General features: G+C 48.4%; 10 protein-coding genes. 3 read left to right on the top strand and 7 right to left on the bottom strand.

Annotated elements, in window-relative coordinates:
• The first annotated feature begins 108 nt into the window (after window positions 1–108).
• Window positions 109–1,242 carry a YkvI family membrane protein gene (locus PAV_RS11190; protein ID WP_040735805.1) on the top strand — a complete coding sequence of 378 codons (1,134 nt, stop codon included), beginning with the start codon at window positions 109–111 and terminating at the stop codon, window positions 1,240–1,242.
• Window positions 1,243–1,326: 84 nt separating this feature from the next.
• On the opposite strand, the gene PAV_RS11185 is transcribed toward PAV_RS11190, so the two are convergent.
• The 3 genes from PAV_RS11185 to PAV_RS11175 are packed head-to-tail and all read right to left on the bottom strand — an operon-like array spanning window position 1,327 to window position 7,188.
• Window positions 1,327–4,707, bottom strand: coding sequence for an AAA family ATPase (locus PAV_RS11185; RefSeq protein WP_157266777.1), 3,381 nt, complete (start codon window positions 4,705–4,707; stop codon window positions 1,327–1,329).
• Window positions 4,644–6,050, bottom strand: coding sequence for a metallophosphoesterase family protein (locus PAV_RS11180; RefSeq protein ID WP_005546140.1), 1,407 nt, complete (start codon window positions 6,048–6,050; stop codon window positions 4,644–4,646). The genes PAV_RS11185 and PAV_RS11180 overlap by 64 nt, the downstream gene beginning before the upstream one ends.
• Window positions 6,051–6,054: 4 nt before the next feature.
• Entirely contained in the window at window positions 6,055–7,188 is a 1,134-nt protein-coding gene (locus tag PAV_RS11175) for a glycosyltransferase family 4 protein (RefSeq protein WP_005546139.1), read from the bottom strand.
• A 99-nt stretch (window positions 7,189–7,287) separates the two neighbouring features.
• On the opposite strand from PAV_RS11175, the gene PAV_RS11170 reads away from it, so the two are divergent.
• A complete protein-coding gene (locus PAV_RS11170; RefSeq protein WP_005546138.1) occupies window positions 7,288–8,454 on the top strand; it encodes a GGDEF domain-containing protein in 1,167 nt (388 codons plus the stop codon).
• A gap of 67 nt (window positions 8,455–8,521) precedes the next feature.
• Here the strand turns inward: PAV_RS11170 and PAV_RS11165 are convergent, their stop codons facing one another.
• Together PAV_RS11165 and PAV_RS11160 are read right to left on the bottom strand one after the other, a co-directional pair.
• Window positions 8,522–9,283 (bottom strand): ABC transporter permease, encoded by a 762-nt coding sequence (locus PAV_RS11165; RefSeq protein WP_005546137.1) that lies wholly within the window; start codon window positions 9,281–9,283, stop codon window positions 8,522–8,524.
• On the bottom strand, window positions 9,280–10,209 hold the full coding sequence (locus PAV_RS11160; RefSeq protein WP_040735866.1) for an ABC transporter ATP-binding protein: 930 nt from the start codon (window positions 10,207–10,209) through the stop codon (window positions 9,280–9,282). The genes PAV_RS11165 and PAV_RS11160 overlap by 4 nt, the downstream gene beginning before the upstream one ends.
• A 333-nt stretch (window positions 10,210–10,542) precedes the next feature.
• Between PAV_RS11160 and PAV_RS11155 the strand changes: the two genes are divergently transcribed.
• Window positions 10,543–11,964, top strand: a complete 1,422-nt coding sequence (locus tag PAV_RS11155; protein ID WP_005546135.1) for an RsmF rRNA methyltransferase first C-terminal domain-containing protein — start codon at window positions 10,543–10,545, stop codon at window positions 11,962–11,964.
• 203 nt (window positions 11,965–12,167) lie between these two features.
• On the opposite strand, the gene PAV_RS11150 is transcribed toward PAV_RS11155, so the two are convergent.
• Complete coding sequence (locus PAV_RS11150; RefSeq protein ID WP_040735804.1) at window positions 12,168–12,962, bottom strand: Cof-type HAD-IIB family hydrolase; 795 nt, start codon at window positions 12,960–12,962, stop codon at window positions 12,168–12,170.
• 73 nt (window positions 12,963–13,035) lie between these two features.
• Window positions 13,036–13,770, bottom strand: a complete 735-nt coding sequence (locus PAV_RS11145) for a pseudouridine synthase (RefSeq protein ID WP_005546132.1) — start codon at window positions 13,768–13,770, stop codon at window positions 13,036–13,038.
• Window positions 13,771–13,777: the final 7 nt, after the last annotated feature.

The following is a 13,777-nucleotide window of genomic DNA, read 5'->3' as shown; positions in this document are numbered from 1 at the left end:
CGTAATTCGATATCTATTTTATCATATCCAGACAGTCATGTCCGGCCCTACTTGCTCATATTTTTATAGTAGAGCGTACAAGCTTGGTAGGCAAGGAGGCGTCTATTCATTGAAAAATCAGTGTTAGTTATGCAAATTGCATTCACGTATATCGGAACCGTCGTGGGGGCAGGGTTTGCAACCGGACAGGAAATACTGCAATTTTTTACAGCTTACGGGTGGTGGGCTCCCTTTACCATTCTGTTAACAACAGCACTATTCATCTGGCTCGGCACCAAGCTAATGCTGTTGTCTCATGACATTAAGGCGCGTTCCTACGAGGATATTAATCGAATGCTATTCGGCGATCGAGTCGGCGGTATCATCAGTCTATTCACGATGGCTATTATCATTTGTGTGAACAGTGTCATGCTGGCTGGCGCAGGCTCCGTATTCGTAGAGCATCTTCACATGAATTATCAAATCGGACTGCTCATCACGCTACTTGGTTCCTACTGGTTCGTAAGCCGAGGCATGGACGCTATCCTGAAGCTCAACTCCATTGTCGCTCCTACTATGCTTACGTTTACCTTGTTCATTATCATTCATACACTGCAAATGCCCAATGCGTCCCAAGTGCTTGCCTTGAACACGGACAAGTCCTTCTATGCAGCTTGGAGCGCACCGCTCCTATACGGGGCCTTCAATTTGGCTATGGCACAAGCCGTTCTCGTTCCACTTGGAGCCTCGATGCCGAACAAAAGAGTCATTCAGCTTGGAGGTATTATTGGCGGTGTACTTATCGGCGTTCTGCTTCTCTCCGGACATTTCGCTTTGGCTGTACACATGCCAGGCATAACGCAGTTCGACATCCCCATGGGGCATATTGCTACCGGTCTCGGCGTGTTCATTCAACTGATTTATGTCATGCTTATTTTTTCAGAAATCTTTACAACCTACATCGCTGATGTATATGGGATTACACTGCAGCTTCAACAGCGTACCGGAATTCATCAGAAGCTCATTATTTTGATGATTATGTTGTTTTGTTATTTGTTCAGTCAATTCGGCTTCAAACCGCTTGTATCCTTCTTGTATCCGCTCTTTGGTCTATTTAGTCTAGCCTGGCTCTATCTGCTTATTCGATCATCTGGCCCGCCACTGAATGATAACAATCGGCCTCCATCCAATGCTGCTTATCCTACAATGATGCCCCTTCAACCAGTGAGCCGAAAAAGCAATTCGACTCCGCCAAAATCATAAATAATGCTGAAACTCAAGGCTGATAATTGCCACGCAAAAAAGGCGCATTACCCTTCACAGGGCAACTGCGCCTTTGCTTCTTTATCAACAGTACTCTAATCGTTCCAATTCAATTACATTGGCCGCTTCTGGTTCATGCTGGATCATTCGCGCAATATGAGGATGGCAGGTCGTCATGATGACATGGTGTGAACGAGACAGTTCAGTAAGTGCCTTAATTGCCAGTCCAGCCCGCTCCCGATCGAAATTGACCAAAATATCATCCAGTACGAACGGAACGGATGCTCGATGATCCAAAGCCTCAGCGAGTGCAAATCGGACAGAAAGATACGCTTGCTCCGCAGTTCCTCTGCTGAAATGATGGCTTCGCACCAGTTGACCATCTCGCCGTTCCAGCGTAATTGTTTTCTCACCGAACGGGATGAGTACCCGGGTATATCGTCCTGCGGTCATTTGCAGCATATAATGAGCAGCGCGTTTGAGTACAAGAGGCTGCTTTTCTTCCTCATACAATTTTCGAGTACGTTGGATTAGCGTTTTGGCGAGCGCGAGAACAGCATATCGTGAAGCCTGCTCGTCCAGTCTCGCTTCCTGCAGCGCAAACTCCTGATGGTGAGAAGCCCCTTCCACCTCTTGCTTCAGCCTCTCGCTTTCCTGCTCTAATCTCCCCTTGCGACCTTCCAGCTCTCGAATGCGCTCGTCTACGAGCTCCAGTTCACATGTAAGCTCAGTGATCCGCTGCTCTAACTCCCGTCCGTCATAGTGGATTAACAGCTCTTCCATTGACTGAAATGCTGCTCGTTTACCACCGCGGTACAGCACTGCTTCCAAGTCTCGTATAAGTCGCTCCAGTTCGATCTTATGATTGTATGCATCAGCACTGCTCAGCAGTTCATAACCTGTATTTACCCTCGCTTCCAGAAGAAGCTTGTCCATCGCTCCCTGTGTCTGTAAAGCTTGAGCCTGCTGTTCCCTCCACTCTTCTTCCAAAGAGTTGCTGTGAAGCGTCAGCTGGCGATATTCCAGCTCCCGTTCCTTTTCACGCTCAATTCGTTCCAACAAACGGAATAATCCACCTATTGTAGAGCCGGTCAGCAGTCCTTCGTCTTCCACTCGAAGAGATGTCGCAGCATGTAAAGAAGCAACTGCTCCTCCTTCGTTCGAACCTGTCCGATTCTCTTGTTGCGAACGACTGGAAATAAGCAGCTGTGCTCTGTGCAGCAGACTGCTGCAATCCTGCTCGAACAGCTCCAGCTGCCCAAGCAGACGAGTACGCTTCTCTGCAGAACGGAGACGCTGCTGCTCCACTTCTTCGGCCTGTTCGAACCTTCTGACAAGTTCTTTCACTCCAGCCAGGCTGAGCTGTTCCGGGAGAGATTCCTGTCGCAGCCAGGCAACCCAATCGCGATAGCGCTCCTCCTCTTTCTTCTGAGCAGCACCGAGCTCTGCAGTAAGAAGCCGATAGCGCCGTTCTGCTGAGATTACCATCTCATGCAAGGAACGGCATGTCTCTTGCAAGCCTTTCCGTTCACGCTGCCACTCCGCAACATCTTGAGACGCCTTCCTGATATCAACAAGCTCGGCTGTATGCGAATTGCGTTTCAAGGAGGAGAAATAGGGTTGCAAAAGCTGACGAAGCGCTTCGGTATGAGCGTATACCGCATGCTCAAATCCGTGTGAAACATTTTCATTCGGATACGCTGTGTCAAAAGAATGCTGTGGGGATGGAGAATACGGAAATGACTGGGAAGATATATATACAAGAATAATTGTCGCGACCAAACCTACCAAAGCAATCACACCAGCCATAAGCCATTGCTGTCCGATCCATCCCAAGCCGGCAGCAAGCAGCATCACACCGAGCCCAAACCCATAAATCGCGCGCGTGTGCGAGACCTTATATGAACGCGATGCATTACGATTCATGCGTGAGTAAGAGGTCATCTGAGGCTGAGCGCGTTCCCCTGTGAGAACATGCAACCCACCGTCAGTTGAAGCGTTCCATACCCGTACAGCATCAGCCAGTGCCTGTTCTGTATGCGCAATATCAGTTGCGCATTCCTCAGATGGTGCAAAGCCGCTGCCATTCACGCCGTCAGTTTCATAGCGTTCGAGAAGCTTCTTTGCATCTTCGTATTCCTGAAGTGCGCTCTCGGCCTCACGGGCTGAACGCTCCATTCCAGCTTCCGATTGAGCAACCGCTAAACGGCACGCTTCAGCACGCAGCTCTGCCGCTTGTACCTGTTCCATATAAGAGAAAGCATTGCTGGAAAGCAACCTCTCTGGCGTCCACGATGCATCCGTCTGGCGTGCTAGCCGCCACAGTTCAGCTTCTGCCGCACTGTATTCCAGCTCTGCCTCGCCAGCGGCCTCTCTCCAATGCTGAACCGTATCGGTCAACTGCACAAGGCGTCTTGTCTCAGCCTCCATCTCCAGCAGTTGGCTGAACGGCTCTTGCCCCAGCAAATTCGCAACTGCCGCCTTACGCTTATCCTCGATTCCTCTGCAAGCCGCTTCAATGTCAGAGAGCTTCCGTTCGCATTCATTCCATTGGGTCGCAAGCTCAGGGAGCCTTGCAATCAAGTCTGCTGGCTGAGCCTCCAACTCCTGCTTGGCAGCTACATAACGAATCCATGTATCTGCCACTCCACTAGCACGCTCTGCCGTCGCCAGCTCCGCACGCAGCCGCGTCCGCTTCTCCACACACCGATTCAGTTCAAGCCGTACAAGGGTTACTTGCTCCGCAAGCTCCCCTAGCTTAGCCGCATGTCGGTGAGCTTCCCGCTGTCCCCGCTCCAGCTTGTCCATAGCATGCAGCGTCTGATTGATATGCTGATTGCGGCCTCTAGGCCTGTACAGCCCATCCATCGATTGCTGCAGCCATCGTTCTGCCTCGGTAATTCCTCTGCCTCCATATAGGCCAGCATCGTATAAATACGCCCCTACCTCATCATCCTGCAGCGTTTGCAACTCCTGCAGCTCATCGAGTGTTATGCCAAATAAGCGGCTATGCAACCCCGAACTCAATCCCCCTAGCAATTCATTCTCCAATTGAGTTTGATCGGCTTCTGTCACAATCCCTGCTTCTGTCATCTTGCGAATGCTCGTGTGGGAGACACCCTCCTGCTCCCAGCGCTCTATCGACCATTCGGCGCCACTACGATCGAGAACATTCATACGTCCCCCATACATACTGCCCTCAGACGGCATAAATCGGGAAGGATTGCTTCGGCGCTTCGGAAATCCATACAGCATATCACGAATGAAAGAAGTAATGGTACTCTTACCTGCTTCATTTGGGCCATGAAGCAGCGTAATTCCTGCACCAGATCCCCGTTCGGCAAGCGGGATGACCGTATCACGGAATCCTCCATATCCTATCAAATGTATCCGCAATATTTTCATGAACGCTTCACCTCTCGCTGGAGCCATTCGACTGCCAGCATCATCGCTTCCTCGATCCACTCTTTCTGTATCTCCCCAGATTGGGAAGCAAGCCAATTCCGCATGCGAGGATGCTGCTGAAGCGTCTGCAGGGAATCCTGAATCAAGGCCTCGCTTGTATCCTCATGCTGCTGTGCCTGCCTCGCTATCCTGATCATATCTCCCGGGAAGCTATCGGAAGCTTCCCACTGTTCAACATCAATATCTGGCGTGCAGCTTACACGGAGTGCAACTGGCCACAGAAGGCCTGATGCCCCCTCAAATAAGGAGTCGTCAACTTCTTGTGCTTGCCATGCTTCCATCCACTGTGCAGCCAATGCTTCCTGCTGGAGGGATGCGTACAATGCCGTTCGTCCGATTAATTCCAATCGAATGAGCGTCAGCCGCCCTTCCGTACCACTTTTCCAAGCCATCATTTTCTCATCAAGCAGCTGCATAATCGATTGCATGGAGCTGATGCCGTTCACATCGATTTGTTCTTGGCGCCATCGTACCGTATCCAAAGGTTCGAACTGCAAGCTGACATTGCCATGCTCGCTTACATCCACCATGTAACAGCCTTTCGCGCCGATTTCTTTCACATGCCTGCCTTGTGTATTTCCAGGATACACAATATAAGGAGACTCGTTCAGTACTTCTCTCATATGGATATGACCAAGCGCCCAATAATCATAGTTTTTCTCTATTAGCTCTCGCTTCGAGCATGGCGCATAAGGATCGTGTCCGGCTCTTCCATCCACAGTTCCATGCAGCACACCAATTCGGAATAGCCTTGGACTTCCATCTCCCTGGTTCCTATGTAATCTCTTCATCTTGACGTTTACATTTCCATTTGCTTCTAGGGCACATTCATCATGACGAGCTGTATGATCGCTATGCACAGCAGCAGATTCCGGAGAGTCAGGATACATAGCTGCTAAATTCTCATATACTGCGGAATCACCGTAGGACATGCCGCACACTACCGCCACCATAGCTCCATCCTTATTGGGAACGAGAACAGCTTGCGGAGCATTTGTAGGGAATATAGTGACATTGTCCGGCCACTCCCACTTCACCTCGCGGTGAAGTGGATCATGATTGCCATGAATGAGGTATACTGGAATCCGCTGCTCGTAAAGCTGCTCCATTCCTCGTTGAAGCCGCCACTGAGCCTTAAGTGATCGCTCCTTGCCATCATATAAATCACCGCTAATGACCACGAAGTCCACCTTTTCACGAATCGCAAGACGAACTAAATTGTCCCAGGCAGCAAAGGTTGATTCCAGAACTTCCTCTTTTAATTTATCCGGCAAGGCCTGTAGGCCTCGGAAGGGACTGTCGACATGCATATCTGCTGCATGGATAAAACGAAACGGAATCAATGCTTCACCCCCGCTTCGGTTGATAATGTACATATTTACGTTTAAGCTCATTGACGATGCGTGTCAGTGAATAGATTTGCTTCGCCTTCGCCCACGCTGCCCGCGCAAGTTCATATCGGAACGATCCATCCATCATTGCCCGCTCCAGCGCATTACAGAGTGCAATTGGATCATCTGGCGGTACAAGCAGTCCATTGACTCCATCTTCGATCTGTTCTGCAATCCCGCCCACATTCGTTCCGATGAGCGATAACCAGCACAGTGCCGCCTCCGCAAACACAGAACCGAACGCTTCCGCCCGTGAAGGCAGTACAAAAATATCAAAAAACGGCATAAATTCTTCCGGATGAAGCATATAGCCGTAAAATATCGTGTCATCATAAATTGACAGCTCTTGTGCAAGCTGCTCAAGTTCCTTGCGAATCGGCCCATCACCAATAATATGAAGTACATAAGCATGGCCCCGCCGCTTTAATTCTGCACACGCATGAAGCAGTACATCGAGCCCCTTTGCAGGAACTAAGCGGCACATCGTAATCAGTTGAGGGACAACATTATCGTGTGCGATCGGCTTGAATCGCTTTTCATCAAAGCCATTCGGCAGTACCTCTATTCGCTCTGCATGACGGACATAAGGCTCCAAATAGGTTCTAAATGAATATGACACCGTCATCATTTCATCCACCTGATGCTCAAGTTCGCCATAAAGAGACGTAAGAAACTTGTGCTCCGGCCCATTCGGCTCAATCTTGCCGTTTAAAATGAGCTCCTGCTCAAAGCTGGAGTGAATCGTCATGATGACCGGCGTATCAGGGTACAACTGCTTCATAACAAGACCCGCAATCGGATGATGGGCATGGATCAGGTCGTAGTGCCTGCTCAGCCGCAGCTTCGTCCACCAGATATAGTCACGGTATGTCTGAATATACTTCTGTACGATTGGGCTTTCTCCGTACTGGTTCCAATCGAATGTTTGAAAATGGACTTCCTCCTGTCCCTTGCCCCGTAATCGCTTCGGCAGCGAAAAAATCTCCATCTCCCAATGAGGAGGCTGGAATCGATCCAGTATATATGGAACCATGGAGGATACTCCTCCCGGTTGTTCAGGCGGGAAAAACAAGGCTTGCAAAATATTCATGCGAGGCCTCCTTCTTGTTCGCGCTTTTCGCCGTTCAACCTTTATGATATATTAGAACATATGTTTCAGTAAAGAACCTTCCTAATGGAGCTGTCACTCATGACTCATTCGGCTAATTCCCTTTCTTACGTGAATAACGTGATCGGACTAGCATCTTCCTGTATCCTTTACATTACCTTCATCATGATTTTGATGGCCATTCGCCTCTATATCCGGCAGCGTTCTCCAGCATATATCTTATTAGTTGTATCTCTGCTCCTCATGGCTGCAGAACGGTTTACAGATGTGATCAGCCTGCCATGGCTGCAATGGAACCTCCAGGTCTATCAATGGTTTGTCGTCGGAACCACCTTGCAAGCGTTTTCCTTCATTCTCATGAATATGGCGATATATCGGCTCTATAAAAGGCCAACGCGTGGTTATCGAATCCGCTTCTATGGCATGCTGTTGATTATCCCAATTGCAGCAATGCTGTCCATCCCTTTTGATAGGAACATTACACCAACCATCGGAAGCGCATGGCCACTGCTTCTATATCTTATGATTGCGGCTTTATTTTGTTATGTGTGGGTAGCCCCAAGAATCGGACAGCGTATCACTTATATATGCAGCTTAGCGGCATACTTTGCCACCATATCACTAACAACTATAAATGCCTTACTGTTTGCGTACAATAACAAGCAGTTGTTCCTGCTGGAACGACTTCTCCCACTTGCTTATTACACCCTATTGTTCTTCATCCTGTTCGAGCGCGTGGTCGAGCTGTTGCACATGACCTATCGAACCTCCATTACAGACGGGCTGACCGGACTATTCAACCGTAGACATATCATGAAAGTGATGCAGCAATATATCCGTAATGAGTATAAAATTTCATTTATCTTTTGCGACATCGACAATTTCAAAAAGGTAAACGATACCTACGGTCATGATCAAGCGGACGAAATTTTGAAGCAGGTCTCTCTTATTATACGCGAGGAAGTAGAGGAATACGGTATACCTGGACGTTTCGGCGGCGAGGAATTAGTCGCTCTTCTTACGCACCGTAATGCCCGGGTAGAACAAATCGCAGAAAAGATTCGGCATCGCGTGGAACAAGAGACAACCGTAACGATTAGTATCGGGCGTAGCACTCTTCGCAAATATATGACTTCAGACGATATTGTACGTGAAGCCGACCAGGCTATGTACTATTCTAAAACTCACGGTAAAAATCAGGTTACGAGTTATATGCACATCCAGAAAGCTTCAAGAGATATGTCGTAATAAATAAGTAACGCCTTCTCCTGCATCTTCATGTAAGGGAAGGCGTTACTGTTATTTCAAATATAAACTATTGCACATCTCTTTTATTAAAAATGATGAGCGATGCGCCGAGAAGCACGATCATGTACACCGCATAGATCGTAACACTGAATCCGAAGCTCGCTTCCTTGAATGGAAGGTTATCCCCACCATTGAAGTATGGCTGCCAGTTCAAGTTCGGGAAAATTAAAAACTTGTACCAAGGCTTGCCGGCAAAGAAGTACATTCCTGCTCCAACGACAGACTTAATGACAATCGGAACGGTAATCGCCAGACCCAGGCTGCGTGTAAGCACAGCAGCTGTCATGGCAAGCACCGCGTAGAACAGGACATCTGGTATCCGGAATAGGATATCTTTCAATATTACCACTAATGTAACATCTGCGGACATGAAGCTGAAGAATATCATTCCGAATACTATACTGCAGATGACAGTAAATACATAGACCGACAACAAGATGAGGACAACAGTAACCATCTTAGATGCAAGCACCATAGTGCGGCTCGCTGGTCTAATTAACAGCTGCTTAATCGTTCCATCTCGATACTCATCGGTAACAATTTGCGCAGAGACGACCATAATAAAGATGCCAATGAGCGAGCTGAACAAAAAGTTAATGTCACTTGCAAAGGCCATATACGGATATGGATCACTTTTAAAAATGAAGAACCGCATTGCGACAGCTACCATCAAAGTAATAACCGCAATAAACGCATAAAAATATGGAACCTGGCGCTTGCTGTTCGCCTTCATCCATTCATTTTGCACAAGGGATACAAAGTATCTCATTCAATGCGTCCCCCTTTCGTCATGGACAAGAACGTCTCTTCCAATGTCGGTGCAACTGCACGCACTTCATAAATGAGAACGCCCGCTTGAACGAGCTTCTGTACCGCTGCCGGAATCTCGTCATGTAGTAATTCAATCTTAATTGCGCTGTCTGCCTCTACAATTGTCTTCCATTCTGCAGATGCCAGTACTTCCGCTGCTTTAGCAGCATTGTCTACCTCAAAGCGGATCGCCACAGCAGCAGATTGTTGTCCTTCTTCATTCGGATCAAGTGATCGTTCTCCGACGAACTTGCCGTTCTGAATAATCAGGACACGATCACACATCAGTTCAATTTCCGACAGCAAGTGACTAGACACGAGAATCGAGATATTTTCCTTTTTGGCAAGATGGCGCAAATAATCCCGCAGCTCACGAATCCCGGCCGGATCAAGTCCATTCGTAGGCTCATCCAAAATCAATATCGAAGGATTATGAAGCAAAGCCTGCGCCACACCTAGACGCTGACGCATTCCAAGGGAATATGTCTTTACCTTCTTGTCCAGCGCATTCTCCAAATCAACAAGCTTGACGATCTCCTTGATGCGTTCCTCTGTAATCGGCTTGCCGCTCATCCGAACGAAATGCTGGAGATTTTTGCGCCCGGTCATAAATTTATAAAGCTCTGGATTCTCTACGATTGCTCCCACATGGGCCATAGCCTTGGAGCGATCTGTTCGTATATTATGCCCCTCAATCATAATATTTCCGGACGTCATGGACATCAGGCCGACCATCATCCGTATTGTTGTTGTCTTCCCCGCTCCATTCGGTCCAAGGAACCCGTACACTTCCCCGCGTCGTACGCTGAATGACAAATTATCGATAATGGTTTTTCCTTTTATCTTTTTCGTAACATTTTGTAGTTCTACAACGACATCATTCACCATTCATCCGCTCCTTTCTCCTATTGTACACGGCGCTCTCGCAGCCTGTCCCCTAACTTCTAGATCCCCTAGTCAAATTGTATCCATGAGTTGATCATACCAATCACCAATCCTGCCACCTACTCCATACGTACAAGCTTACATTAACGTTTCGCAAAAGAGTCTTACATTATTGTAACCTGATCCGAATATATCCATAAATGAATATCTGCCTAGTAAATGAGCGGTTGGCTGGACTACGTTTCCTGTCATTCATCGTTGCATCGAAGCCTAGCAGTCCGGTAAACTATACAATGCTGATTATTTTATACCCATTCAGAAAGGAGCTGTAACATGTCCCTAGATGCAACAACTTTGTCATTGCCACAAGCCTATATCGAACAAATGAAGCAAATGCTCCCAAAGGATGGGGATGCATTTTTGCTCAGTTATAAGGATCCGCGCACCTTCGGACTTCGTGCCAACCCCACAAAATGGATTACTCATGCTGATGCACGCTTGAATGCAGAGCAGCTATTTCATCTGCGGCCTGTCCCTTGGTGTGAAGAGGGATACTACTATGATGAAGCCTCTCGACCAGGGAAGCATCCGTATCATGCAGCAGGCTTTTATTATATTCAGGAACCATCGGCAATGTCGGCCGTCGCCCTGCTTGATCCTCAGCCAGGCGAATTCATTCTGGATCTTGCTGCTGCTCCTGGAGGAAAATCCACCCACATTGCAGGGCGTATGCGCGGCGAAGGCGTCCTGATCGCAAATGAGATCCATCCTCAACGCGCTAAAATATTGGCTGAAAATATTGAGCGAATGGGAATCGGCAACACAATTGTCACCCAGTCCGATCCGCACGCACTGGCGTCGAAATTCCCGCACGCATTCGATCGCATTATGCTCGATGCGCCTTGCTCTGGTGAGGGCATGTTCCGCAAGGATGAGGATGCAATACGCGAATGGTCGCCCGAGCATGTTGCAATGTGTGCAGCACGGCAGTGGGACATCATTCAGGCAGCGGTAGCCATGTTGAAGCCAGGCGGGACAATCGCCTATTCCACTTGCACCTTCAATCGCCAGGAAAATGAAGAGATTATTGATCATTGGCTCCGACACTTCGATCAGTTCAAGCTACTCCGCATGGAGCGCATTTGGCCGCATCAAGCGGAAGGAGAGGGTCATTTCGTCGCCGTATTACAGTGGCAAGCAGACCATTCTGCTTCTACGGAAGCATCCAACACCAACATGCGAAGCCGTAAGCAGGGACGTAAAAGCAGCGGCTCACGAGTCAGCGATCCCCAAGCTGCTTATTCACAGTTCGAAGCGTGGAAACGCGAGTACCTTCCTGGACTTCACCTGCCACAAGGCATACCGTTGCTGTTTGGTGAAGAATTGTATTGGCTACCGCAAGGCAATGTTTCCGCTATACATGCACTGCAAGGCGGCGAAACGCTGCGAGGACTTCGCGTACCTCGTGCCGGTCTGCATCTGGCACATCTGCGCAAAAATCGCATCGAACCTGCCCATGCGCTGGCGTTGTATTGCCGCTCTGCGAAGGAGGCAGCTCAATCCATCTCATTCGCTGCAACAGATTCCGCTGCTGAGGCATACTTGCGTGGAGAAGCACTTCCGTTAGAAGGTGACAATGCCCAACTTAAGGGCTGGACACTCGTTTCTATTGACGGTCTGCCTATTGGCTTCGGCAAAGCATCAGGCGGTCAGCTAAAAAACCATTATCCGAAGGGATTGCGCACAACCGGATAGAAAGCAAAAGCTCCTGTATACGCAGGAAAAAGCCACTGATCTTGCACAATGAGATGCTTCAAGCTGAAGCTTCGATTGTGCAAGGACAGCGGCTTATTATTCATCGATCATGCTATTGCAATCGGATGGATGAAAGAGCCGGTAGCACCCCTTTACCTTGAACGGGGTTACGCCCCCCTATCTCCCAAAGACAGAACCAGCCACTAGCAATACTTCAGCAAGGTAGCAGCCACTCCATCCTCGTTGTTCGACAACGTGACTTCCTGTGCTGCAGCCTTCACCTCAAGCGGGGAATTATCCATGGCTACGCCCATGCCTGCAAATTGGATCATTGTCATATCGTTATAATAGTTGCCGATGGCGAGCACCTGTTCACGCGGTACGCCGCGCATCGCAGCAAGCTGCTTGAGCGCATTTCCCTTCGTTGCATCCTTATGCATAATATCGATAAAGTAGTCCCCTGAGCGAATAAAATTGTGCTCATGTGTCCATTCATTCAATTCATGCTCTACTTGATCTATCTCTTCCTTATGTCCGCTCATTGTCAGCTTCACAGGCGCATGCGGCAAGCCCGTCCAACCTGGAAACTGCTTCGGCTCAATTAGGAATTGGCGGTATAAATGCAGCATCTCCGGGGTCAGTTCATTCAGCTTGTCCACATATAATTCGAAAGCGGTATTAATATCAAAGTGAACCCCATTCTCACGACAGTATTGAATATAAGGCTCCAATCCTGCACTTGGAATATCGAAGCGATGAAGCAGTTTGCGTCCTTCTGAAGCGACGGTGGCAGCGCCATTGTGGGTAATTACCACACCATCAAGGCCAAGCTCTTCTAAGTATGGAAGTGTACTAATTGGGCTTCTTCCCGTGCACAATACAATCTCCACGCCTTGAGCAGCGACCTTGCGAATCGCCTCCGCATTCGCGTTGGACAGCGTATGATCATCATGCAGCAGTGTTCCATCCATATCTAACGCTACAATGCGATAATTCATCATTGATCTCTCCCTTTTCTCTCTAGCCTTTATATGTTGTCAGCCATATGAATTTTCAATCATTAAACCTTCCTTATTGCTGATGCTGCTGAAGTGCTTCTAGCTCTTCTGCTGTACACTCTCTCCATTCACCAAGCTTGAGTACGGGATCCAAATCTAGCGTTCCCATTTGGATACGTTTCAAATAAATTACTTGCTTCCCTACCGACTCGAACATTCGCTTCACTTGATGGAACTTCCCCTCCGTAATTGTCAGTTCGATAAAGGAATGCACCGTTCCATCTGCTTGCTCCTCATGACCGGAGATTACAAGATGCGCTGGCTTTGTCACATACCCATCATCAAGTTCGACACCTTGACGAAACGCCGCTCCATCATCATTGTCGACCCGTCCTCTAACGGTCGCTACATATGTTTTTGGAACATGCTTCTTCGGAGATAACAGATCATGTGCCAGCTTGCCGTCATTCGTAAGCAACAGCAAGCCTTCGGTATCCTTGTCCAGCCGTCCTACCGGGAAGGGTTCAAAATGACGAAGCTCATCTGGCAGCAGATCAATGACCGTACGCTCTCGCAAATCCTCCGTTGCTGAAATGACGCCCTGCGGCTTATTCAGCATAATGTACACAAATTCACGATATCGAATCTGTTCACCGTCAAGCATCACTTCATCTATATCAGGATCTACCTGTACACCGCTGTCCTTAATTAACCGCCCATTGACTTGAATCAAGCCGCTTTTTGCCCACTTTTTAATTTCTGAGCGACTGCCGCAGCCCATATGTCCTAATAGTTTGTCCAACCTCATTTTTTTG

This window comes from Paenibacillus alvei DSM 29 (assembly GCF_000293805.1).
Taxonomy (GTDB): domain Bacteria; phylum Bacillota; class Bacilli; order Paenibacillales; family Paenibacillaceae; genus Paenibacillus_B; species Paenibacillus_B alvei.
The sequence above is the reverse complement of the archived record's forward strand: the minus strand, read 5'-3'. Positions and strand labels throughout refer to the sequence as shown.